This is a genomic window from Streptomyces sp. NPDC003284, from assembly GCF_053589675.1.
The window spans coordinates 73,422-96,897 of the sequence record NZ_JBSFSI010000005.1 but is presented as its reverse complement, the minus strand read 5'-3'; the positions used below and the strand labels follow the sequence as shown (position 1 = coordinate 96,897).

17 protein-coding genes, 1 tRNA gene and 1 riboswitch are annotated in these 23,476 nt (G+C 71.5%); of the genes, 15 read left to right on the top strand and 3 right to left on the bottom strand.

Annotated features, from left to right (window positions below):
* Positions 1-235: 235 nt before the first annotated feature.
* Complete coding sequence (gene mfd / locus ACWDYF_RS12805) at positions 236-3,784, top strand: transcription-repair coupling factor (protein WP_381737644.1); 3,549 nt, start codon at positions 236-238, stop codon at positions 3,782-3,784.
* A 192-nt stretch (positions 3,785-3,976) separates the two neighbouring features.
* Positions 3,977-4,759, top strand: a complete 783-nt coding sequence (locus ACWDYF_RS12800; RefSeq protein WP_381737772.1) for an HNH endonuclease family protein — start codon at positions 3,977-3,979, stop codon at positions 4,757-4,759.
* 60 nt (positions 4,760-4,819) lie between these two features.
* Here the strand turns inward: ACWDYF_RS12800 and ACWDYF_RS12795 are convergent, their stop codons facing one another.
* Positions 4,820-5,236, bottom strand: a complete 417-nt coding sequence (locus ACWDYF_RS12795) for a hypothetical protein (RefSeq protein WP_389462921.1) — start codon at positions 5,234-5,236, stop codon at positions 4,820-4,822.
* 147 nt (positions 5,237-5,383) lie between these two features.
* Between ACWDYF_RS12795 and ACWDYF_RS12790 the strand changes: the two genes are divergently transcribed.
* The 12 genes from ACWDYF_RS12790 (at position 5,384) to ACWDYF_RS12735 (ending at position 19,206) form a co-directional block, all read left to right on the top strand.
* Positions 5,384-6,214 carry a glycoside hydrolase domain-containing protein gene (locus ACWDYF_RS12790; RefSeq protein WP_381737647.1) on the top strand — a complete coding sequence of 277 codons (831 nt, stop codon included), beginning with the start codon at positions 5,384-5,386 and terminating at the stop codon, positions 6,212-6,214.
* 149 nt (positions 6,215-6,363) lie between these two features.
* Positions 6,364-7,008 (top strand): SurA N-terminal domain-containing protein, encoded by a 645-nt coding sequence (locus ACWDYF_RS12785; protein WP_381737649.1) that lies wholly within the window; start codon positions 6,364-6,366, stop codon positions 7,006-7,008.
* Between the two features lie 118 nt (positions 7,009-7,126).
* Complete coding sequence (locus ACWDYF_RS12780) at positions 7,127-8,116, top strand: nucleoside triphosphate pyrophosphohydrolase (RefSeq protein WP_381737651.1); 990 nt, start codon at positions 7,127-7,129, stop codon at positions 8,114-8,116.
* A 160-nt stretch (positions 8,117-8,276) separates the two neighbouring features.
* Complete coding sequence (locus tag ACWDYF_RS12775) at positions 8,277-9,641, top strand: cytochrome P450 family protein (RefSeq protein WP_389462920.1); 1,365 nt, start codon at positions 8,277-8,279, stop codon at positions 9,639-9,641.
* 166 nt (positions 9,642-9,807) lie between these two features.
* A complete protein-coding gene (locus tag ACWDYF_RS12770; protein WP_389462919.1) occupies positions 9,808-11,019 on the top strand; it encodes a transglycosylase family protein in 1,212 nt (403 codons plus the stop codon).
* A 182-nt stretch (positions 11,020-11,201) separates the two neighbouring features.
* A riboswitch (cyclic di-AMP (ydaO/yuaA leader) is annotated at positions 11,202-11,367 on the top strand.
* 4 nt (positions 11,368-11,371) lie between these two features.
* Positions 11,372-12,118, top strand: a complete 747-nt coding sequence (locus tag ACWDYF_RS12765) for a LysM peptidoglycan-binding domain-containing protein (RefSeq protein WP_037895439.1) — start codon at positions 11,372-11,374, stop codon at positions 12,116-12,118.
* Positions 12,119-12,384: 266 nt separating this feature from the next.
* Positions 12,385-13,665, top strand: a complete 1,281-nt coding sequence (eno, locus tag ACWDYF_RS12760) for a phosphopyruvate hydratase (RefSeq protein WP_216826770.1) — start codon at positions 12,385-12,387, stop codon at positions 13,663-13,665.
* Positions 13,666-13,813: 148 nt separating this feature from the next.
* Positions 13,814-14,290 (top strand): FtsB family cell division protein, encoded by a 477-nt coding sequence (locus ACWDYF_RS12755; protein WP_018566938.1) that lies wholly within the window; start codon positions 13,814-13,816, stop codon positions 14,288-14,290.
* Positions 14,291-14,316: 26 nt separating this feature from the next.
* A complete protein-coding gene (locus ACWDYF_RS12750; RefSeq protein ID WP_389462918.1) occupies positions 14,317-14,910 on the top strand; it encodes a DUF501 domain-containing protein in 594 nt (197 codons plus the stop codon).
* Positions 14,907-15,848, top strand: coding sequence for a Ppx/GppA phosphatase family protein (locus ACWDYF_RS12745; RefSeq protein WP_389462917.1), 942 nt, complete (start codon positions 14,907-14,909; stop codon positions 15,846-15,848). The genes ACWDYF_RS12750 and ACWDYF_RS12745 overlap by 4 nt, the downstream gene beginning before the upstream one ends.
* Positions 15,849-16,297: 449 nt before the next feature.
* Complete coding sequence (locus ACWDYF_RS12740) at positions 16,298-17,677, top strand: NAD(P)/FAD-dependent oxidoreductase (RefSeq protein ID WP_381737663.1); 1,380 nt, start codon at positions 16,298-16,300, stop codon at positions 17,675-17,677.
* A 221-nt stretch (positions 17,678-17,898) separates the two neighbouring features.
* Positions 17,899-19,206, top strand: a complete 1,308-nt coding sequence (locus ACWDYF_RS12735) for a class I SAM-dependent methyltransferase (RefSeq protein ID WP_389462916.1) — start codon at positions 17,899-17,901, stop codon at positions 19,204-19,206.
* Between the two features lie 74 nt (positions 19,207-19,280).
* On the opposite strand, the gene ACWDYF_RS12730 is transcribed toward ACWDYF_RS12735, so the two are convergent.
* Entirely contained in the window at positions 19,281-21,812 is a 2,532-nt protein-coding gene (locus tag ACWDYF_RS12730; RefSeq protein WP_389462915.1) for an ABC transporter permease, read from the bottom strand.
* 95 nt (positions 21,813-21,907) lie between these two features.
* Positions 21,908-22,678: an ABC transporter ATP-binding protein gene (locus tag ACWDYF_RS12725; RefSeq protein WP_018566944.1), complete on the bottom strand. Its 771-nt coding sequence runs from the start codon at positions 22,676-22,678 to the stop codon at positions 21,908-21,910.
* Positions 22,679-23,118: 440 nt separating this feature from the next.
* Between ACWDYF_RS12725 and ACWDYF_RS12720 the strand changes: the two genes are divergently transcribed.
* A tRNA-Leu gene (locus tag ACWDYF_RS12720) sits at positions 23,119-23,204 on the top strand.
* Positions 23,205-23,476: the final 272 nt, after the last annotated feature.

The following is a 23,476-nucleotide window of genomic DNA, read 5'->3' as shown; positions in this document are numbered from 1 at the left end:
CCGCCCGGGGGCGGGAAGCCATGGGGGCTTCCCGCCCCCGGGTGCGTGCGCCCGCCGCCCGCGGGCCCCGTCCGTGTCGTGTGCCCGTTGCTCGTGTCATACACCCGTTCGATATCCGCCACGTTGTCCACAGGCCCGACCGCCCCCGCCCCGGCGACGTACGCTGAAGGAATCCCCGGCCCGTCCCCCGAGCCGGGCCCTTCGTGTTGCCCACCCCAGGACGGAAAGCCCCTCCATGAGCCTGCACGGTCTGCTCGACGCCGTCGTCAAGGACCCCGCCCTCGCGGAAGCGATCACCGCGGCCACGGACGGCAATCGCCCGCACGTCGACCTCGTCGGCCCGCCCGCGGCCCGCCCCCTGGCGATCGCCGCGCTGGCCCGCGAATCCGGCCGCCCGGTGCTCGCGGTGACGGCGACCGGCCGCGAGGCCGAGGACCTGGCGGCCGCCCTGCGCTCGCTGCTCCCGGAGGAGGGCGTCGCGGAGTACCCCTCCTGGGAGACGCTGCCGCACGAGCGGCTCAGCCCGCGCAGCGACACCGTGGGCCGCCGCCTGGCCGTGCTGCGCCGCCTGGCGCACCCGCGGCCCGACGACCCCGAGACCGGCCCGGTCTCCGTCGTCGTCGCCCCCGTGCGCTCGGTGCTCCAGCCGCAGGTCAAGGGCCTGGGCGACCTGGAGCCTGTCGCCCTGCGCACCGGCGAGAGCGCCGATCTGAACGCGGTGGTGGAAGCCCTGGCCGCCGCCGCGTACGCGCGCGTGGAGCTGGTCGAGAAGCGCGGCGAGTTCGCCGTGCGCGGCGGCATCCTCGACGTCTTCCCGCCCACCGAGGAACACCCCCTGCGCATCGAGTTCTGGGGCGACGACATCGAGGAGATCCGCTACTTCAAGGTCGCCGACCAGCGCTCCCTGGAGGTCGCCGAGCACGGCCTGTGGGCCCCGCCCTGCCGCGAGCTGCTGCTCACCGAGGACGTCCGCGCCCGCGCGCGTGCCCTGGCCGAGCGCCACCCGGAGCTGGGCGAGCTGCTCGGCAAGATCGCCGAGGGCATCGCGGTGGAGGGCATGGAGTCGCTCGCCCCGGTCCTCGTCGACGACATGGAGCTGCTGCTGGACGTGCTGCCCAAGGGCGCCATGGCCGTGGTGTGCGACCCGGAGCGGGTGCGCACCCGCGCCTTCGACCTGGTGGCCACCTCGCAGGAGTTCCTCCAGGCGTCCTGGGCGGCCACCGCGGGCGGCGGCGAGGCCCCCATCGACGTCGGCGCGGCCTCCCTGTGGTCCCTCGCCGACGTCCGGGACCGGGCGCGCGAGCTGGACATGATGTGGTGGTCCGTCTCGCCCTTCGCGGCCGACGAGAGCGCCTACGACACCGAGGGCGACGGCGACACCCTCAAGCTGGGCATGCACGCGCCCGACACCTACCGCGGCGACACCGCCAAGGCGCTCGCCGACACCAAGGGCTGGCTCGCCGAGGGCTGGCGCACCGTCTTCGTCACCGAGGGCCACGGCCCGGCCGCCCGCACGGTGGAGGTGCTGGGCGGCGAGGGCATCGCCGCCCGCCTGGACACGGACCTCGGCGCGGTGTCCCCGTCCGTGGTGCACGTGGCGTGCGGCTGCATCGACCACGGCTTCGTCGACCCCGGCCTGAAGCTGGCCGTGCTCACCGAGACCGACCTGTCCGGACAGCGCACCGCCAGCCGGGACGGCGCCCGGATGCCGGCCCGCCGCCGCAAGACCATCGACCCGCTCACCCTGGAGGCGGGCGACTACATCGTGCACGAGCAGCACGGCGTGGGCCGCTACATCGAGATGGTGCAGCGCACCGTGCAGGGCGCCACCCGCGAGTATCTGGTGGTCGAGTACGCCCCGGCCAAGCGCGGCCAGCCCGGCGACCGCCTCTACATCCCCACCGACCAGCTGGAGCAGATCACCAAGTACGTCGGCGGCGAGGCCCCCACGCTGCACCGGCTCGGCGGCGCCGACTGGACCAAGACCAAGGCGCGCGTGAAGAAGGCGGTCAAGGAGATCGCCGCCGACCTGATCAAGCTGTACTCCGCCCGGATGGCGGCCCCCGGGCACTCCTTCGGCACCGACACGCCCTGGCAGCGCGAGCTGGAGGACGCCTTCCCGTACGCGGAGACGCCCGACCAGCTGACCACCATCGCCGAGGTCAAGGAGGACATGGAGAAGTCGGTCCCGATGGACCGCCTGATCTGCGGCGACGTGGGGTACGGCAAGACGGAGATCGCGGTCCGCGCCGCCTTCAAGGCCGTCCAGGACGGCAAGCAGGTCGCGGTCCTGGTCCCCACCACCCTGCTGGTCCAGCAGCACTTCGGCACCTTCTCCGAGCGCTACGCGCAGTTCCCGGTGAAGGTGAAGGCGCTCTCCCGCTTCCAGACCGACACCGAGGCGAAGGCGGTCCTCGAAGGGCTGCGCGAGGGCTCGGTCGACGTCGTCATCGGCACCCACCGGCTGTTCGCCTCCGAGACCAGGTTCAAGGACCTGGGCCTGGTCATCGTCGACGAGGAGCAGCGCTTCGGCGTCGAGCACAAGGAGCAGCTGAAGAAGCTGCGCGCCAACGTCGACGTGCTGACGATGTCCGCGACCCCGATCCCGCGCACCCTGGAGATGGCGGTCACCGGCATCCGCGAGATGTCCACGATCACCACCCCGCCCGAGGAGCGTCACCCGGTGCTGACCTTCGTCGGGCCGTACGAGGAGAAGCAGATCGGCGCGGCCGTCCGCCGCGAACTGCTGCGCGAGGGCCAGGTCTTCTACATCCACAACCGGGTGGAGTCCATCGACCGGGCCGCCGCCCGGCTGCGCGAGATCGTCCCCGAGGCGCGGATCGCCACCGCCCACGGCCAGATGTCCGAACAGGCCCTGGAGCAGGTCGTGGTGGACTTCTGGGAGAAGCGGTTCGACGTGCTGGTCTCCACGACGATCGTCGAGTCCGGCATCGACATCTCCAACGCCAACACCCTGATCGTGGAGCGCGGCGACAACTTCGGCCTCTCCCAGCTGCACCAGCTGCGCGGCCGGGTGGGCCGCGGCCGCGAGCGCGGCTACGCCTACTTCCTCTACCCGCCGGAGAAGCCGCTCACGGAGACCGCGCACGAGCGGCTGGCCACCATCGCCCAGCACACCGAGATGGGCGCGGGCATGTATGTGGCGATGAAGGACCTGGAGATCCGCGGCGCCGGAAACCTGCTGGGCGGCGAGCAGTCCGGCCATATCGCGGGCGTCGGCTTCGACCTGTACGTGCGGATGGTCGGGGAGGCGGTGGCGGACTACCGGCGGCAGCTGGAGACCGGTGAGGTCGAGGAGGAGGCGCCGCTGGAGGTCAAGATCGAGCTCCCGGTCGACGCGCACGTCCCGCACGACTACGCGCCCGGCGAGCGGCTGCGCCTCCAGGCGTACCGGGCCATCGCCTCGGCCAATACGGAGGAGGACATCAAGGCCGTCCGCGAGGAGCTGACCGACCGTTACGGCAAGCTGCCCGAGCCGGTGGAGAACCTGCTGCTGGTGGCCGGGCTGCGGATGTTCGCCCGCGCCTGCGGGGTCGGTGAGATCGTGCTCCAGGGCGCCAACATCCGCTTCGCGCCGGTGGAGCTGCGCGAGTCCCAGGAGCTGCGGCTGAAGCGGCTCTACCCGGGCGCGCTGCTCAAACCGGCCGCCCACCAGGTGCTGGTCCCGCGCCCGAAGACCGCGAAGGTCGGCGGCAAGCCGCTGGTCGGCCGGGAACTGCTGGCCTGGGTGGGCGAGTTCCTGACCTCCGTGCTCGGGTCGTAACACTCGATACGCCCCATCTGCTCCTTTTGCCTCTGTGCGCCCCAAGTGGGGCGCACATCTTCCTGGTTACGTTGGGCACAGACAAGTCAGGCCCGCACGTACCAGGGGCGGGCCGCGCAGGACAAGGCAAGGGGAGGGCCCATGGGCGTAGAGGTGTGTCGGGAAGCCGGTCGGAGGGGAGCGGGCCGGGTGATATCCCGTCCGCTCGTGCGCGGTGGCGCGGCGGTGTGCGCCGTCGCGGCCCTCACCTTCGTCGCCGGCTGCAAGAGCGACGACGCGCACAGCGCCGGGCCCGCCACGCGCAGCGGCGCACCGGCGGCCCCGGCCCCGTCGTCGGACGGACACTCCGTCAGCCCGCTGGCCAACCCGGACGGGACCAAGCCGGGCCTGGCGCCGCTGACCAGCGACAGCGACCGGGCCGCGGCCCGCAAGCTCATCCAGACCGTGACGACGAAGGGCCGCGGCCCGAAGACCGGCTACTCCCGCGACAAGTTCGGGTACGCCTGGATGGACACGGCCCCCGGCGTCCCCTGGTCGCACAACGGCTGCGACACGCGCAACGACCTGCTCAAGCGCGACGGCCAGAACCTCAGCTACCGCAAGGGCTCCAACTGCGTGGTCGTCTCCATGACCCTGCACGACCCGTACACGGGCAAGACCATCCAGTGGACCAAGGCGCACGCCACCACCGTCCAGATTGACCATGTGATGCCGCTGTCCTACGACTGGCAGATGGGCGCCGCGCACTGGACGAAGGACAAGCGCGAGCAGATCGCCAACGACCCGCTCAACCTCATCCCGGCCGACGGCCCGGCCAACTCCTCCAAGAGCGACTCCGGCCCGGCGACCTGGCTGCCGCCGAGCAAGGACGTCCGGTGCTCGTACAGCGTGCGGTTCGCGCAGGTCTCCCTGAAGTACAAGCTGCCGGTGACGACCGCCGACAAGCAGATGATGCTGAAGCAGTGCGGCGGCTGAGCCCGGCCGCGTGAGCGCCCGCGCCCCGGACCCGGGAGCCGGGGCGCGCATGACGCGGACTCAGGGCCCGTACGGACCGCGGTAGGGATTCCCGTACGGGCCCGGGGCCGCGGCACCCCCCGGCACCGCCCCGTAGACCCCGGCCCCCGCCCCGTGCGCCTGCGGTGCCGGAGCCGCGCCCGCGGCCCGCCGGTCGAACATCGCGAGGAGCAGCATCAGCGTCGCCGCCAGCAGGCACAGGATGATGACGATGCCGAGCACCGCGTCGCCGTCGTCCTGGTCGGGCAGGACGCTCATCCAGGTCACCGTCACCCCCTCGTACAGGGCGAACGCGGCGAACGCGGCCCAGTCCGACCCGCGCCGCCGCCGGATCGCCACATACAGGAACGGCACCCACACCAGCAGGCCCAGCGAACCCCAGACCAGCACCGACCAGGCGATCCGCTGGAGCCAGCCCGCCTCCAGACGCTTTTCCATCCCAACCCCCCACCCATCCGCCGCGATCGGGCGGCCACGAAGCAGGGGGCAAGATTAAGCCACGGAACGGCACCCGTACTCTGCTCCGCAGGACACACACGCGCGGTCCGGGCACCTACGCGCCCGCGCGCAGAACAGGGGTGGGGGATGGCCGGACACCGGCAGTCCAGGAAGCGCAGATACATCACATGGACGGTGGCGGGGGCCGCCGTCGTCGCGGGCGGCGGGATCGCGGCGCAGACCTCGATGGCCGCGACGAGCTGGCCCGCGCAGAAGACGTACACCGGCCGCGCCTTCGACACCTGCACCGCGCCCTCGCTGAACGCCATGAAGGCGTGGCGCGCCGACGGCTACTACGGCGCCGCCGCCGTCTACATCGGCGGCAAGAACCGCGGCTGCGCCCAGCCCAACCTCACCGCCTCCTGGGTGAAGTCGGTCAGCTCCGCGGGCTGGAAGCTCATCCCGCTCTACGTCGGCGCCCAGCCGCCCTGCCAGAAGAGCGCCAACCCGGAGAAGCTCACCGCCGCCAACGCCAGGACGCTGGGCACCGCCGACGCCAAGGACGCCGTGGCCAAGGCGAAGGCCCTCGGGATGAAGGCCGGCAGCCCGGTCTACCTCGACATGGAGCCGTACGCCGTCACGGACAAGGCGTGCAACGACGCGGTGCTGGCCTACGTCCGCGCCTTCGGCAAGCAGTTGCGCGCCCAGACGTACCGCTCGGGCTTCTACGGCTTCAGCAGCTCCAGCGCCAAGGCGATCGCCACCGCGAGCGACAAGACCGATCTGCCCGGCAACCTCTGGTACGCGCTGTGGGACAAGAAGGAGACCACCACCGCGGACTGGCCCTGGGGCAGGACGCAGTTCACCGATCACAGCCGCGCCCACCAGTACCTGGTGAACAGCAAGGAGACCCGGCGCGGCTACACCCTCACCGTCGACCGCGACGCGTGGGACGCCCCGGTGGCGATCACCGGCTGATCCGCCGGCCGGGGGAGAGCGGCGCGACGGTGCCCGAAGTGGCGGTGAATCGTTGGTCCAATGGCTTGGCCGGAGCACGGCCGCTGCCTACTATCGATCACCGCAAGACTTTGTGCACCGTCGCACAATCCCCACCCAGGGAGGCCCCCTTGCACCGCCGCCGTCGCACCGCGCTCGCCCTGTCCGCCGCGATCGTCGCGGCGGCCCCCGTCCTCACCGCCTGCGGCAGCGAGGCGCATCCCGGCGCCGCGGCCGTGGTGGGCGGGCAGCGGATCACCGTCGCACAGCTCCAGAGCCGGGTGGACGAGGTGCGCCGGGCGCAGCGGGCGGCGGTGGCCGACGAGACGCAGTACCAGCAGGCCGTCGCCCGCACCGGCACGCTGAACCGGGACACCCTGCACCAGATGGTGCTCGACCGGGTCCTGGACCGCACGGCGCGGGACGAGGGCGTCACCGTCACCCCGCGCGAGGTGCAGCAGCTGCGTTCCGGACTCGAACAGCAGGCGGGCGGCGCCAAGGCGCTGGAGACGGCCTGGCTCCAGCAGTACGGGGTGCCGCCGCAGCGCCTGGACGACAACCTCCGCCTCCAGGTGGAGGCGCAGAAGGTGGCGGCGAAGCTGCACACGGACCCCAGCCGCCCCGAGTTCTGGAACGCGCTGTCCGCCACCTCCGGGAAACTGGGCGTCGACCTGAATCCGCGCTACGGGGCCTGGGACGTGCGGAAGGGCGGCGTCGCCGCGAAGACCCCGTGGCTGCGGGACGTCTCGGCGCCCGCCGCCCAGCAGCCGGCCTGATCCCGGGACCGCACCGGCGCCCTGGCCGCGACACGGGCGCCGGTGCGCCCCCGGACCTGTGGACAAGCGCCTGTGGACAACTTCCGGGGCCGTCGGCGGGGTGCGTTACGTTCGAAGCGTGAACACGACCTCTGCCCCCGCCGCCGAGCCGGGCGCCGCCGCACCCGGCCGCATCGTCCTGCTGACCACCAGCCACCGGGTCGCCCCCGGACTGCTGTCCTGGCCCGCCTGGCAGGCGCTGCGCACGGCCGACCGGGTGCTGTGCGCGGACGCGGCGCACCCGCAGCTGCCGTATCTGCGCGAGGCGGGCATCACCGTGGCCGAGGCGTCCCCGACCGCCGAGGAGCTGGTGGCGGCCTGCGCGGGCGGCCGTACGGCGGTGGTCGTCGCCACCGGTGAGGGTGAGCCCGCGCTCACCGACGGGCTCGCCCGGCTCGCCGGATCCGGTCGCGTCTCCATGCCGGAGCTGGAGCTGCTGCCCGCCTCCTACGACCTGCCCGGCGCCCGGCTGCTCGACCTCGTCCAGGTCATGGACCGCATCCGTGTGGAGTGCCCCTGGTCGGCGCAGCGGACCCACCGGGGCCTGGCCAAGTACGCCATCGAGGAGGCGTACGAGCTGGTGGAGGCGATCGAGGACGGCGACCGGGACGAGCTGCGCGAGGAGCTGGGCGACGTCCTGCTCCAGGTCGTCTTCCACGCCCGGATCGCCGAGGAGGACCCGGAGGAGCCGTTCTCCGTCGACGATGTGGCGGGCGGGATCGTCGCCAAGCTGATCCACCGCCATCCGCATGTCTTCGGCGAGGAGACGGCCGCGACCCCGGAGGAGGTCAAGGAGCACTGGCTGCGCACCAAGGCCGAGGAGAAGCAGCGCACCTCCGTCACGGAGGGCGTCCCCCTCCACCAGCCGGGCCTGGCCCTCGCGGCGAAGCTGGCGTCCCGGGTGCGCACCGCGGGTCTGGACGTGCCGCTGCCCCGGGGCGAGGGCATCGGCTACGAGCTGCTGGCCCTGGCCGCCCGCGCCGAGGCGGAGGGCGTCGACCCGGAGGCGGCCCTGAGAGCGGCGGCCCGAGCGTACCGGGACGCCATCAGGCAGAAGGAGACCGCCTGAGCCCCCGGCCCGGCCCCGGCAGCCGCCCGCCGCCGACCGCTCCCCGGCCACCGGCTTCCGGGCCCCGGGCCTCCCCGTCTCCACCTCACCCGTCTCCACCTCACCCGTCTCCACCTCACGCGTCTCCACCCCACCCGCCCCCGGCGGCTACTGTCGGCCCATGCACGACCAGCCGCCCGCCGCCTCCTCCACTCCGTCCGATCTCCCGCCGCCCCTGTTCACCTGGGAGTTCGCGAGCGATCCGTACCCGGCGTACGCCTGGCTGCGGGAGCACGCCCCCGTGCACCGCACCCGGCTGCCCAGCGGAGTGGAGGCATGGCTGGTCACCCGGTACGCCGACGCCCGGCAGGCCCTGGCCGACCCCCGGCTCTCCAAGAACCCGGCCCACCACGACGAGCCCGCGCACGCCAAGGGCAAGACCGGCATCCCCGGCGAGCGCAAGGCCGAGCTGATGACGCATCTGCTCAACATCGACCCGCCGGACCACACCCGGCTGCGACGTCTGGTCAGCAAGGCGTTCACCCCCCGCAGGGTCGCCGAGTTCGCGCCGCGCGTGCAGGAGCTGGCGGACGGCCTCATCGCGTCCTTCGCCGGGCGCGGCACCGCAGACCTCATCCACGAGTTCGCGTTCCCGCTGCCCATCTACGCCATCTGCGACCTGCTCGGCGTCCCGCGCGAGGACCAGGACGACTTCCGGGACTGGGCGGGCATGATGATCCGTCACGGCAAGGGCCCCCGGGGCGGAGTGGCCCGGTCGGTGAAGAAGATGCGCGGCTATCTGGCCGAGCTGATCCACCGCAAGCGGGCCGCCCTGCCCGCCGAACCGGAGCCGGGCGAGGACCTCATCTCCGGGCTCATCCGCGCCTCCGACCACGGCGAGCACCTCACGGAGAACGAGGCCGCCGCGATGGCGTTCATCCTTCTCTTCGCCGGTTTCGAGACGACCGTCAACCTCATCGGCAACGGCATGTACGCCCTGCTCACCCACCCCGGTCAGCGGGCGCGGCTCCAGGAGTCGCTGGCCGCGGGGGAGAGCGGACTGCTGGAGACCGGCGTCGAGGAGCTGCTGCGCTACGACGGGCCGGTGGAGCTGGCCACCTGGCGGTTCGCCACCCGGGCGCTCACGCTCGGCGGACAGGACATCGCCGCGGGCGATCCGGTGCTGGTGGTGCTGGCCGCCGCCGACCGCGACCCGGAGCGGTTCTCCCACCCCGACACGCTCGACCTCGCCCGCGGCGACAACCAGCACCTGGGGTACGGGCACGGCATCCACTACTGCCTGGGCGCCCCGCTCGCCCGCCTGGAGGGGCAGACCGCGCTGGCCACCCTGCTGACCCGGCTGCCGGACCTGCGTCTCGACGCGGAACCGGCCGAACTGCGCTGGCGCGGCGGGCTCATCATGCGCGGACTGCGGACTCTCCCGGTCGGCTTCACCCCCGTCCCGGTTCCCGCCCCTGCCCCCGCCGCCGCCCCGGCCCCCGCCCCCGGGACGACCACCGGGAACGGCCCCGTTCCCGGGCGCTGACGGCGGTGAACATGACGCGTGTTCAACTATGTGATGTTCATGTGATCTGCGCGGCATGAACTTGTGACAAGTGATCGTCACCCGATACTTTCACCCATCAGCGTGACGCCGGGGCCCTCCCGTCCCGCCGCCGCGCCGTCACTGCCGTCGTGCGAAAGGTCTCCAGATGCTCTCCGGGAACGGTCGTCACCGTCGCCCCCGCCAGGCTCCGGCCCTCCTCGTCGCCGCCGGAGTGACCGGCTCGGCCATCGCCATCCCGCTGGTCGCCGCGTCCGGCGCCAGCGCCGCCGACGGCACCACCTGGGACAAGGTGGCGCAGTGCGAGACCGGCGGCTCCTGGAGCGCCGACAACGGCCACGGCTACTACGGCGGCCTGATGCTCACCCAGGACGACTGGGAGGCGTACGGCGGCCTCTCCTACGCGGCCAGCGCCGACCAGGCCAGCCGCTCCCAGCAGATAGCCGTGGCCGAGAAGATCCTCGCCGACAAGGGGCCCGGCACCTGGCACACCTGCGGGCTGCTGGCCGGGCTCACCAAGAGTTCCGGTACGGCCGACGTCGACACGGGCGTGGGCGGCGACTCCTCGACGTCCGGCGACGGATCCACCTCGTCGGACAAGGACGGCAAGGGCGACAAGGGAGATAAGGAAGGCAAGGGGGACAAGGACGACAAGGGGTCCACCTCGTCCGGAACCTCCGGCTCCACGGGCAAGGGCGGTGACTCCGGCGGCTCCGGCGGCTCCGACGCGTCCGGGAAGCCTCGTACCGGCGAGGGCGGTCTGTCCGACTCGCCCCAGGACGCCGACAACTCATCCGGTTCGTCCGGCTCTTCGCCGGACACCACCCAAACGCCCGGATCCTCGCACGGGACCGACGCGTCGCACGGCGCCACCACCGGACCGTCCGACGGCCCTTCCTCGCCCGCGAAGACGGGCGGTCCGGCCGGGTCCGGCACCTCTCACGGCACCGGCACGCCCGACGCCACCTCGTCCACGGGCACCGGGGACCAGGATCGTGACAACTCCGGCGATGCGGACAACTACGTCCAGGACATCGGCTCTTCGGCGCTCGTCGACACCGGCGCGCTCGGCTCCGGCGGCCGCCACCGCGGCGGCAGCGCCGACGAGGGCGCGACAGGCGGCGCCGCGGACGCCACGGGCGGGCGGCACGCCTCCGGGGGCGGCGGCGCGCACGCCTCGTCCGCCGACTCCTACACCGTGCGCACCGGCGACTCGCTCACGTCCATCGCCGACTCCTTCGGCCTGCACGGCGGGTGGCACACGCTCTATGACGCCAACAAGGGCGCCATCGGGGCCGACCCGGACCACATCGTCGCCGGTCAGAGCCTGGATGTCCCCACCGAAAACGCCCAAAAGTAGCGGGAGTTCACGTCACACTTCGCCTTGTATGTCCTATTCGGTGAAAGTGTGGGATGAGTCTCAGAAGCCCTGATCGTCTTTGAAATCCGGCGGATCACCTGTCTACGGTCATGACCGCTCGCCACCGCGAGCCCCGGCTGCCGCAACGCCGAATCCTGCCAGCGGCCGTACGGGAACAGTCGTCGCGTCAAGCGCCGCAGGCAGGAGCGGGGGACCCAAGGTAAGTGCCGCGCCGGGCAGTTGACCGGAGCGGCTGGGGGTGAAGCCGTGCCTCTCGGAAGGCACGGCCGGGCAACTCAACCGGCCCGAACCCGACAGCTCACCTCGCAGGCGTCGGTGAGGGGATCCTTCCATGCTGTTTTCCGGCAAGGGCAAGCACCGTCGTCCGTCCAAGGCCACTCGCGCCATCGCACTCGCCGGTGTCACCGGCGTCGCCGTCGCCGGTCCGCTGATGGCGGCCGGCAACGCCTCCGCCGCCACCGCCTCCGAGTGGGACGCGGTCGCCCAGTGCGAGTCCGGCGGCAACTGGTCGATCAACACCGGCAACGGCTTCTACGGCGGCGTCCAGTTCACCAACTCCACCTGGGCCGCCTTCGGTGGCACCGCCTACGCCCCGCGCGCCGACCTGGCCAGCAAGTCCCAGCAGATCGCCATTGCCGAGAAGGTCCTCGCGGGCCAGGGCAAGGGCGCCTGGCCGGTGTGCGGCAAGGGCCTGTCCGGCGCCGCGTACTCGGGCGGCAGCTCCTCGTCGTCCTCCTCTTCCTCGTCGTCCTCGTCGTCTTCTTCCTCCTCCTCTTCGTCGTCCTCCTCTTCGTCGTCCTCGTCGAAGAAGAGCAGCACCACGACCCGCTCCACCGAGCAGCAGGCCGCGGGCCGCTCCGCCGACCGCCCGGCGCCGAAGAAGACCGTCACCACCCCCACCGGCAAGAAGGTGAAGAAGGGCGACGGCGAGTACAAGGTGACCGCCGGCGACTCGCTCAGCTCCATCGCCGCCGCCCACCACGTCCAGGGCGGCTGGGAGAAGCTCTTCCAGCTGAACAAGGACATCGTCGACGACGCCGACCTCATCTACCCGGGCCAGCAGCTGCACCTGAAGTAAGGCGCGGCGGCCACCGCCCCACCCCCCCCGTCCCCACGGGCTCCCCGCCCCGGCGCGTTCTCCCCCGTACGCGCCGGGGCGGGGGCATTTCACCTTCCGTTCGGACCCCCGTTCCCGTCTTCTTTGTTCCGTGCTGAAACAATGTGTACGGTCACTCTGTCCACGGGACGGTCGGTCGGCCGGTCGGCGGCCCGGGACGGTTAGGCTCTAGTCGCTCGGCTCACAAGCCCCGCACTTTCAGCGTCACATCCACGAAGGAGATGCTCGTGCCGTCCATCGACGTCGTCGTAGCCCGGGAAATCCTGGACTCCCGAGGCAACCCCACGGTCGAGGTCGAGGTCGGCCTCGACGACGGCAGCACGGGTCGTGCCGCCGTCCCCTCCGGCGCCTCCACGGGCGCCTTCGAGGCCATCGAGCTGCGTGACGGTGACCCCAACCGTTACCAGGGCAAGGGCGTCGAGAAGGCCGTCCTCGCCGTCATCGAGCAGATCGGCCCGGAGCTCGTCGGCTACGACGCCACCGAGCAGCGCCTGATCGACCAGGCCATGTTCGACCTGGACGCGACCGACAACAAGGGCTCGCTCGGCGCCAACGCCATCCTCGGCGTCTCCCTCGCCGTCGCGCACGCCGCCTCCGAGGCGTCCGACCTCCCGCTCTTCCGCTACCTGGGCGGCCCCAACGCGCACCTGCTCCCGGTGCCGATGATGAACATCCTGAACGGCGGCTCGCACGCCGACTCCAACGTGGACATCCAGGAGTTCATGATCGCCCCGATCGGCGCGGAGTCCTTCTCCGAGGCCCTGCGCTGGGGTGCCGAGGTCTACCACACCCTCAAGAAGGTCCTGAAGAACAAGGGTCTGGCCACCGGTCTGGGCGACGAGGGCGGCTTCGCCCCGAACCTGGGCTCCAACCGCGAGGCCCTGGACCTGATCCTGGAAGCGATCAAGGAAGCCGGTTACACCCCCGGCGAGCAGATCGCCCTCGCGCTCGACGTCGCCGCCTCCGAGTTCTACAAGGACGGCAAGTACCTCTTCGAGGGCAAGGAGCGTTCCGCCGCCGAGATGACGGAGTACTACGAGGAGCTGGTCGCGGCCTACCCGCTGGTCTCCCTGGAGGACCCGCTGTTCGAGGACGACTGGGCCGGCTGGAAGGTCCTCACCGACCGTCTCGGCGAGAAGGTCCAGATCGTCGGTGACGACCTGTTCGTCACCAACCCCGAGCGCCTGGCCCGCGGTATCGAGGAGGGCAGCGCCAACGCCCTGCTGGTGAAGGTGAACCAGATCGGTTCGCTCACCGAGACCCTGGACGCCGTCGAGCTGGCCCAGCGCAACGGCTTCAAGTGCATGATGTCGCACCGCTCCGGCGAGACCGAGGACGTCACCATCGCCGACCTCGCCGTCGCCACCAACTGCGGCCAGATCAAGACCGGCGCCCCGGCCCGCTCCGAGCGCGTCGCCAAGTACAACCAGCTGCTGCGCATCGAGGAGATCCTCGACGACGCCGCGGTGTACGCCGGCCGCAGCGCGTTCCCGCGTTTCAAGGGCTGAGCCGCGCGCCGGCCGAGCCCGTAAAAAGGTGAGGCCGAAGCCAGTCGTCCGTACGTCCCCGCACCCGGTCCCGTACCGTGTCCGGGGACGTACGCACGTGTGAGCGGGCATGGACGGCATGCGCGGGGCAGGAACGGGAGGCGCGACGATGGCCGTGAAGGACCGGGACCGGTTCTCCACCGCGACCAGGCTCAGGCTGCTCGGTGAGCAGACCGCGGCCCGGGTCTATCGCTCCCAGACCCGGCGGCAGGCCCGCCGCTCCCGGCTCACCGGGCGCGCCGCGCTGCTCGCGCTCGTCGTCTGCTCGCTGGTGGTCGCCCTGGCGTACCCGATGCGCCAGTACGTCGCCCAGCGCGCCGACATCGCCGATCTGAGGCGGCAGAAGCAGCAGGCCCGCGAGCGGGTCGAGCAGTTGCGCGACCAGAAGGCGCGCTGGCAGGACGACGCCTACGCCCAGCAGCAGATCCGGCAGCGGCTGCACTACGTACTGCCCGGCGAGACCGGTTTCACCGTGGTCGACCCGGGCCCGGCCAAGCAGTCCCGCGCCGAGCAGGGGTCGGCCCGCCGCCCCTGGTACACCAACGTCTGGTACGGGGTCGACAAGTCCGACGCCGCCCGCCAGTGAACCGACAGAGAGACTTCCCCACAGGCATGGAAACGCCCCCGCCGCCCACCGAGCGCACCGAACCCACCGACGCGGACGTCGCGGCCTTCCGGCAGCAGCTCGGCCGGCCGCCGCGCGGACTGCGCGCCATCGCGCACCGCTGCCCGTGCGGTCAGCCGGACGTCGTGGAGACGGCCCCCCGGCTGCCCGACGGCACGCCCTTTCCGACGCTGTACTACCTGACGTGCCCGCGGGCCGCCTCGGCGATCGGCACGCTGGAGGCCGACGGCGTCATGAAGGAGATGACCGAGCGGCTGGCGAGCGATCCGGAGCTGGCGGCGGCCTACCGGGCGGCGCACGAGGACTACATCCGGCGCCGGGACGAGATCGAGGAGCTGACGGGCTTTCCGAGCGCGGGCGGCATGCCCGACCGGGTCAAGTGCCTGCATGTCCTGGTCGCCCACTCGCTGGCCGCCGGACCCGGCGTGAACCCGCTGGGCGACGAGGCCATCGCGATGCTGCCCGAGTGGTGGCGCAAGGGCCCGTGCGTGACCGTGCCCGAGGACCACACGGATCACGCGAACCACACGGATCACGCGGACCGCACGGACCGCACGGACCGCACGGAGGGGGACGCATGACCAGGGTGGCCGCCGTCGACTGCGGGACGAACTCCATCCGTCTGCTCGTCGCGGACGCGAATCCGGAAACCGGCGAACTGGTCGACCTCGACCGGCGTATGACGATCGTGCGGCTCGGCCAGGGCGTCGACCGCACCGGCCGGCTCGCCCCCGAGGCGCTGGCGCGCACCTTCGCGGCCTGCCGGGAGTACGCGCAGGTCATCAAGGAGTACGGCGCCGAGCGGCTGCGGTTCGTGGCCACCTCCGCCTCCCGGGACGCGGAGAACCGGGACGAGTTCGTGCGCGGCGTGGTGGACATCCTGGGTGTGGAGCCCGAGGTGATCTCCGGCGACCAGGAGGCGGAGTTCTCGTTCACGGGTGCGACGAAGGAGCTGACGGGGCGTACGGATCTGGCCACCCCGTTCCTGGTGGTGGACATCGGCGGCGGCTCCACGGAGTTCGTCGTGGGCGACGACCGGGTGCGCGCCGCCCGCTCGGTGGACGTGGGCTGTGTGCGGATGACCGAGCGTCACCTGGTCCGCGACGGGGTGGTGACCGATCCGCCCACCGAGGAGCAGATCGCCGCCGTACGGGCCGACATCGAGGCGGCCCTGGACCTGGCCGAGCGGTCGGTGCCGCTGCGCGAGGCGCGCACCCTGGTGGGCCTGGCCGGTTCGGTGACCACGGTGTCGGCCGTCGCGCAGGAACTGCCCGCCTACGACTCGGCCCGCATCCACCACTCCCGCGTCTCCCTGGACCGGGTCCGCGAGATCACAAGTGCGCTGCTCCGCGCCACCCACGCCGAGCGCGCCGCCATCCCCTCGCTGCACCCGGGCCGCGTCGACGTGATCGGCGCGGGCGCCCTGGTCCTGCTGGCCGTGATGGAGCGTGTCGGTGCCACGGAGGTCGTGGTGAGCGAGCACGACATCCTCGACGGGATCGCCTGGTCCGTGGCGTAGCCCGGCCGGCCCGGCGCACCCCCGTTCCTACCCATGGGTAACCTCTGCTGAGCAGGCGCGACAACGCATGAGCGGGCCGGGGCGGGGGTTCCGGGCGGACGGATGACGCGCCGTCGGAAAACTTCGTGAAGTTCTTCACAAGGAATTCGGTCCGGCAGGGCGATCCGGGCCCTCCGGCGGCCCCGCGGAGGGGGTTTGCGGGGCGCGGAAGGTGTTCGGGGGAGTGTCCGGACGGGGTCCCGTGAGAGGGTCCTGCGGCGGTCCTCCGGAGCCTTCCGGGGATCGGAGCGGCAGCTCACGCGCCCTTGACAACGTCCCAAGTCGCCCATCGGTTCGCTTCCACGATCATGATCTGCGTCACGAGGGGCGCGGAGTTTAACACAGGGCCTCCCGAAGCTTGTGAAGGGGCGCACGAGGCACCCCCCGGGAACAGGTGGATACTCGATGCCATGAGCACCACGGAGCGTCCCAGGATCCTCGTAGTAGGCGGTGGGTACGTAGGCCTGTACGCAGCTCGGCGCATTCTCAAGAAGATGCGCTACGGAGAGGCGACCGTCACGGTCGTCGACCCCCGGTCGTACATGACCTACCAGCCCTTCCTCCCCGAAGCCGCCGCCGGCAGCATCTCCCCGCGGCACGTCGTCGTCCCCTTGCGGCGCGTGCTCCCCAAGGCGGAGGTCCTCACCGGCCGGGTCACCACCATCGACCAGGACCGCAAGGTCGCCACGATCGCCCCGCTGGTGGGCGAGGCGTACGAGCTGCCGTTCGACTACCTGGTCATCGCCATGGGCGCGGTCTCCCGCACCTTCCCGATCCCCGGCCTCGCCGAGCAGGGCATCGGCATGAAGGGCATCGAGGAGTCCATCGGCCTGCGCAACCACGTCCTCGAACAGCTCGACAAGGCCGCCTCGACCACCGACGAGGAGATCCGCCGCAAGGCGCTCACCTTCGTCTTCGTCGGCGGCGGCTTCGCCGGCGCGGAGACCATCGGCGAGGTCGAGGACATGGCCCGGGACGCGGCCAAGTACTACACCAACGTGTCCCGCGAGGACATGCGCTTCATCCTGGTCGACGCCGCCGACAAGATCCTCCCCGAGGTCGGCCCCAAGCTCGGCCAGTACGGCAAGGAGCACCTGGAGAGCCGCGGTGTGGAGATCTACCTCTCCACCTCCATGGACTCCTGCGTCGACGGCCACGTGGTGCTGAAGAACGGCCTGGAGGTCGACTCCAACACCATCGTGTGGACGGCCGGCGTCAAGCCCAACCCGGTGCTGTCCCGCTTCGGTCTGCCGCTCGGCCCGCGCGGTCACGTCGACTGCGCGCCGACGCTCCAGGTGCAGGGCACCGACTACATCTGGGCCGCGGGCGACAACGCCCAGGTGCCGGACCTGGTCGGCCGCAAGGCGGGCAACGAGAACGCCTGGTGCCCGCCGAACGCCCAGCACGCGCTGCGCCAGGCCAAGGTCCTCGGCGACAACGTGATCTCCGGTATGCGGGGCTTCCGGCAGAAGGACTACAGCCACGCCAACAAGGGCGCGGTCGCGGGCCTCGGCCTGCACAAGGGCGTCGCGATGATCGTCATGGGCAAGATGAAGATCAAGCTCAAGGGCCGTCTCGCCTGGTACATGCACCGCGGCTACCACGGTCTGGCCATGCCGACCTGGAACCGGAAGATCCGCATCTTCGCGGACTGGACCCTCGGCATGTTCCTCAAGCGCGAGGTCGTCTCGCTGGGCGCCATGGAGAACCCCCGCGAGGAGTTCTACGAGGCCGCCAAGCCCGCCCCGGTCCCCGCGCAGAAGACCGAGGAGAAGGCCAAGGCGTCCTGACGCCCGGCCCGAACACCCTCTGCCGAAGGGGCCGCCCGCCATCCGTGGTGCGGGCGGCCCCTTCGGCGTGTCCGGCCCCGGCCCGCCCGGCGCCGCCCCCAATACGTGGTCGCTGCAACTACTTTGCCCGTTCATGACCCGCTTGCGGGACTGCGCCAGGGCCCTCGCGGTGTTTACGTGGTGGATGACATCCGGCGTTCGCCGTCACGGAGGTGTGCACCATGCCCGACGCCGCGCTGCGGCTCACAAGACTCCTCGAACAGCTGCTGGGAGCACCGCTCCCGGTGCGCATCCGCGCCTGGGACGGCACGGAGGCGGGCCCGCCCGGCGCCCCCGTGCTCGTCGTCCGCAACCGCCGCGCCCTGCGCCGCCTGCTGTTCAAACCCGGCGAACTGGGCCTGGCCCGCGCCTGGGTCGCCGGTGACCTCACCGTGGACGGCGACCTCTACACCGCCCTCGGCCTGCTCTCCGGGCTGATCTGGGACCGCGGCGAGGACAGCCGCGGCCTGGCCGCCGCCCTGCGCGACCCGTCGGTGCGCTCCGCGGTCGCGGGCCTGGTGAAGATGGCGGGCCCGCCGCTGCCGCCCGCCCCGCCCGCCGAGGAGGTCCGCCGCCCCGGCCACCTGCACACCAAACGCACCGACAAGCGCGCCATCAGTCACCACTACGACGTCGGCAACGACTTCTACGAGCTCGTCCTCGGCCCCTCCATGGTGTACTCCTGCGCCTACTGGCCGGCCCCCGAGCCCGGCGCCACCCTCGAACAGGCGCAGCACGACAAGCTCGAACTCATCTCCCGCAAGCTGGACCTGAAGCCCGGCCGGCGCCTGCTCGACGTCGGCTGCGGCTGGGGCTCCATGGCCGTCCACGCGGCCCGCGAGCACGGCGTGAGCGTCGTCGGCGTCACCCTCTCCCAGGAGCAGGCGGCCTACGCCAGGAAGCGCGTCGCCGACGAGGGGCTGACCGACCGGGTGGAGATCCGCGTCCAGGACTACCGGGACGTGAGCGACGGACCGTACGACGCCATCTCCTCCATCGGCATGGCCGAACACGTCGGCGCCGAACGCTATCTGGAGTACGCCGCCGATCTGCATGCCCTGCTCAAGCCCGGCGGGCGGCTGCTCAACCACCAGATCGCCCGCCGTCCGCAGCGCGACGAGTCGGCGTACCGGGTGGACGAGTTCATCGACGCCTACGTCTTCCCGGACGGCGAGCTCGCGCCCGTCGGCACCACCGTCACGCAGCTGGAGCGCGCCGGGTTCGAGGTGCGCGACGTGGAGTCGATCCGCGAGCACTACGCGCTCACCCTGCGCCGCTGGGTCGCCAACCTGGAGCAGCACTGGGACCGTGCCGTACGGCTCACCAGCCCCGGCCGCGCCCGTGTCTGGCAGCTGTACATGGCGGCCTCCGCGCTCGCCTTCGAACGCAACCGCATCGGCGTCAACCAGGTGCTCGCGGTGAAGACCCCCGACTCCGGTGCCTCGGGGATGCCGCTGCGCGCCCGCACCTGGGGTGCGCCGGACGCCTAGGTCCGGCCAGGACACGCGGGAGGGGCCCGTTCCGTGCCGGAACGGGCCCCTCCCGCGTGCGTCCGCGGGGCGGATCACTGCGCCTTGATGGCCTGGAGCATGTTGAGCCGGGCCGCGCGGCGGGCGGGCCACAGGGCGGCCAGCACACCGACCAGCGCCGCCAGCAGCAGGAAGAGCGCCATCCGGCCCCACGGCAGGATCAGCTCGTACGTCGCCATCTTGGAGCCGACCAGCTGACCGGTCGCCCAGCCGAAGAACACGCCGAGCCCGATGCCGAGGACACCGCCGAACAGGGCGATCACCAGGGACTCCAGGCGGACCATCCGCTTGACGCCCTTGCGGTCCAGGCCGATCGCGCGGAGCATCCCGATCTCCTGCGAGCGCTCGAAGACCGACATCGCCAGGGTGTTGATCACCCCGAGGACCGCCACGATCACCGCCATGGCGAGCAGGCCGTAGAGCATGTTCAGCATCAGCGTGAACATCTGGGCGATATCGCCGGAGATGTCCTTCTTGTCCTGGATCTTGATGGCCGGGTTGGAGCCGAGCGCCTTGACCAGCTTGTCCTTGGCAGCGGCGGAGGTGCCGTCGGCGGTCTTGACCATGACCTGCATGTCGGTGGCGTCGGCCCGCAGATGCGGGGCGAGGGTGGCGTTGTCGAGCATGATCCCGCGGATCATAGCGTTGCCCTTGTAGACCCCGGCGACGGTGAGCTGCTGCTTCCTGCCGTCCTCGTAGGAGACGGTGAAGGCGGAGCCCGCGCTCCAGCGGTGGTCCTCGGCGGTGCTGTCGTCCACCACGACCCGGTCGCCGCCGACGGTGAACGCGCCCTCCTCGACGTCCAGGTCGGTCAGCTTGCCGATGACGGAGCCGTTGACGCCGGTCAGGTACTCGGTCTGCCCGCCGATCCGGGAGGGCGCGTTGCGCAGCGGGCTGGTGGCGGTGACGCCCTCGGCGCGGCTCAGCTTCTTGTCGACGTCCGGGGAGAGGCCGTTGCCGTTGGCCATCGACACCACGTAGTCGGCGCGGATCGCGGAGGCGGCCAGCTTGTCGATCGCGTGCTGGAGGCTGCCGGCCATCACCGTCATCCCGGTGATCAGGGTCAGCCCGATCATCAGCGCGGACGCGGTCGCCGCCGTGCGGCGCGGGTTGCGCACCGAGTTCTGCCGGGCCAGCTTGCCCGAGACCCCGAACAGGCGCAGCACCGGGGCCGCGGCGGCGATCAGCGGCCGGGACAGCAGCGGGGTCAGGACGAACACGCCGATGATCAGCAGTACCGCGCCGAGTCCCATGGGGGCCTGGGCGGCGTCGGCGTCCATCGTGGTGGCCGCGATCACCACCGTGACACCGGCCGCGGCGAACAGCGCGCCGATCGTGTTGCGCAGCACCAGCGACTTGGTGGTGGCCTGGGCGTGCAGGCTGCTCATCGCCGCCACCGGCGGGATCTTCGCGGCCCGGCGGCCGGGCAGCCACGCGGCCAGCATGGTCACGAGGACGCCGACGGCGATCGCGGCGACGACCGTGCCGGGCGTGATGACCAGCGGCCCGTCGGGCACGGTGGCGCCGAACGTGCCCATCAGGCCCTTCAGGCCCGCACCGATGCCGATACCGGCCAGCAGACCGGTCACGGCGGCCACCGCGCCCACCACGAACGCCTCGATCAGCACCGAGCGGGTGACCTGGCGGCGCGAGGCGCCGACGGCGCGCAGCAGCGCCAGCTCCTTGGTGCGCTGGGCGACCAGCATGGTGAAGGTGTTGGCGATGATGAAGGTGCCGACGAAGAGCGCGATCCCGGCGAAGACCAGCAGGCCCTGCTTCATGCTGCTCATCGCCGAGGAGATCGCCTTCGCCTGGTCGTCGGCGAGCTTCTCGGCCGTGGTGGTCTCGGTCGTGCCCTTCGGCAGCACCGCGTCCAGCTGCGCCTTCAGCGTGCTCTGGCTGACACCGGCCTTCGCCTTCACGTCGATCTCGTCGTACGTGCCCGGCTTGCCGAACAGTTGCTGCGCGGTGGCCGTGTCGAACAGGGCGAGGCTGCCGCCGGCGGCGACGTTGCCGTCGTCGGTGGTGAAGATGCCGCTGACGGTGGGCGTGAGGACGGGGCCGTCGACGGAGACGCGCACGGTGTCGCCGACCTTGTAGCCGGCCCGGCGTGCGGTGTCGGAGTCGATCAGCACCTGGTCCTTGCCGTGCGGGACGGTGCCGGAGACCAGCGGGTAGCGCGGGTCCTTCGTGCCCCAGTAGTTGCCGCCCTGGGACTGGTAGCCGCCGCCGATCAGCTTGCCGTCCTTGTCGGCGATCGCGGTGAAGCCGTGCACGACGCCGAGCGCCGAGTCCGCGCCCGGCACCCGGGCGCTCCGGTTGAGCAGCGCCTGCGTCAGGTCCGGCGTCGTGCCGACCCGGTCGCCCTCGCTGTCCTGGTGCTTCGGCTCGACGGCCACGTCGACATGGCCGAAGCCCTTGGCGGAGCTGTTCTGGTAGGCGTCGGAGATGGTGTTGGTGAAGACCAGGGTCCCCGACACGAACGCGACGCCGAGCATCACGGCGAGCACGGTCATGAGGAGCCGGGCCTTGTGCGCGAGTACGTTGCGCAAGGCGGTGCGGAACATGGTTGTCCAGTCCAGGTGTACGAGGTGGGGGTGCGGCGGGCCGGCGGGGGTGCGGCCCCGGGCGTCCGGGCCGGTCCGGCCGGGGGCGGGGCGCGTCAGCTGGTGCGGCCCTTGGCGTCGAACTGCTTCATGCGGTCCAGCACGGAGTCCGCCGTCGGCCCGTACACCTCGTCGACGATCCGGCCGTCGGCCAAGAACACCACGCGGTCCGCGTACGCCGCCGCCACCGGGTCGTGGGTGACCATCACCACGGTCTGGCCCAGCTCGCGCACGGAGTTGCGCAGAAAGCCGAGGACCTCGGCGCCCGAGCGCGAGTCGAGGTTCCCGGTCGGCTCGTCACCGAAGATGATGTCCGGCTTGGAGGCCAGGGCGCGGGCCACGGCGACACGCTGCTGCTGGCCGCCGGAGAGCTGCGAGGGGCGGTGGCTCAGGCGCCCGGACAGCCCGATCATGTTGATGACGGTGTCCAGCCACTGCTTGTCCGGCTTGCGGCCCGCGATGTCCATGGGCAGCGTGATGTTCTCCAGCGCCGTCAGCGTCGGCAGCAGGTTGAACGCCTGGAAGATGAACCCGATCTTGTCCCGGCGCAACTTGGTGAGCTGCTTGTCCTTCAGGGACCCCAGCTCGGTGTCGCCGATGCGCACCGAACCGGAGGAGAAGGTGTCCAGGCCCGCGACGCAGTGCATCAGCGTGGACTTGCCGGACCCGGAGGGGCCCATGATCGCGGTGAACTCGGCCTGCGCGAAGTCGACGGAGACCCGGTCGAGGGCGACCACCTGGGTCTCGCCCTGTCCGTAGATCTTCGACAGATCCGTGGCGCGCGCGGCCACTGCGGTGGCGCGTCCGGCGATGGAAGAGGTGGTCACGGGGGCTGCTCCTGTCGGGACGGAGATACTCGGCTGTGGGTTCTCGGTTTCCCCGTTCCCGGGGATGTCTTCCATGGTTCCCGCCGATCCGGTCCGTGAAGTCAGCCGCTGTTCCGGTTCCGGGGGGCGACTCGGGTCGCACCGCGGTCGCCCGCGTCATACCTGGGGATGACGCCGGCCCCCGAGAGCGATCCGGACGCTTCGCCCGGAAGGGGGAGGTCAGGAACAGGTGGAGCGTCCTTGTTCGGACGGTGAAATTCCGTCATTCCGCATGCACCGGCGCTTGTCGGCCGTAACGCTGTTGGCAAGTGCCGATGGCGTCTTCCGTGTGCTGATGCACCCTCAGACGCCAATAAAATAAGACAACATCGGTCCGCCTGCCCGATGCCCGAAGGGTGCTCCCCGATAGGCTCGGAACCTCAGCGCGGTGCCCATGGCCTGCCCGGATGGTGGAATGCAGACACGGCGAGCTTAAACCTCGCTGCCCCTCGCGGGCGTACCGGTTCAAGTCCGGTTCCGGGCACCACCGCAGCAGCGGCGTCGACACGGTGGAACAGCCGTTCGGCGCTGCCCCTCACACGTGTCACCGGTCCCTCCGGGACCGCCTTCGGTGTGCCCGGCGGTGTGTGCATATGCCCATCACATATACCAGAAAGAGCCGGAACCCGGCCCGCGCCCGCCCCCGCGTCGTCCGCCGGGCCGCAGCGCGTCCGGGTGACGGCTGTTTCCGTCCGGTCCGCGTACGGAATGCCTTGGCTCGCACTGTGCTGCGCACTCAAGGACCGTACGCCGGAAGAG

Excerpts from the sequence above, each read along its gene's own strand:
- ACWDYF_RS12775 (WP_389462920.1), top strand. The coding sequence starts at position 8,277 with ATGCACGACCAGCCGCCCGCCGCCTCCTCCACTCCGTCCGATCTCCCG.
- ACWDYF_RS12755 (WP_018566938.1), top strand. The coding sequence starts at position 13,814 with ATGGCCGTGAAGGACCGGGACCGGTTCTCCACCGCGACCAGGCTCAGG.
- ACWDYF_RS12770 (WP_389462919.1), top strand. The coding sequence starts at position 9,808 with ATGCTCTCCGGGAACGGTCGTCACCGTCGCCCCCGCCAGGCTCCGGCC.
- ACWDYF_RS12740 (WP_381737663.1), top strand. The coding sequence starts at position 16,298 with ATGAGCACCACGGAGCGTCCCAGGATCCTCGTAGTAGGCGGTGGGTAC.
- ACWDYF_RS12790 (WP_381737647.1), top strand. The coding sequence starts at position 5,384 with ATGGCCGGACACCGGCAGTCCAGGAAGCGCAGATACATCACATGGACG.
- ACWDYF_RS12735 (WP_389462916.1), top strand. The coding sequence starts at position 17,899 with ATGCCCGACGCCGCGCTGCGGCTCACAAGACTCCTCGAACAGCTGCTG.
- ACWDYF_RS12750 (WP_389462918.1), top strand. The coding sequence starts at position 14,317 with ATGGAAACGCCCCCGCCGCCCACCGAGCGCACCGAACCCACCGACGCG.
- ACWDYF_RS12730 (WP_389462915.1), bottom strand. The coding sequence starts at position 21,812 with ATGTTCCGCACCGCCTTGCGCAACGTACTCGCGCACAAGGCCCGGCTC.
- ACWDYF_RS12745 (WP_389462917.1), top strand. The coding sequence starts at position 14,907 with ATGACCAGGGTGGCCGCCGTCGACTGCGGGACGAACTCCATCCGTCTG.
- ACWDYF_RS12795 (WP_389462921.1), bottom strand. The coding sequence starts at position 5,236 with ATGGAAAAGCGTCTGGAGGCGGGCTGGCTCCAGCGGATCGCCTGGTCG.
- ACWDYF_RS12765 (WP_037895439.1), top strand. The coding sequence starts at position 11,372 with ATGCTGTTTTCCGGCAAGGGCAAGCACCGTCGTCCGTCCAAGGCCACT.
- mfd (WP_381737644.1), top strand. The coding sequence starts at position 236 with ATGAGCCTGCACGGTCTGCTCGACGCCGTCGTCAAGGACCCCGCCCTC.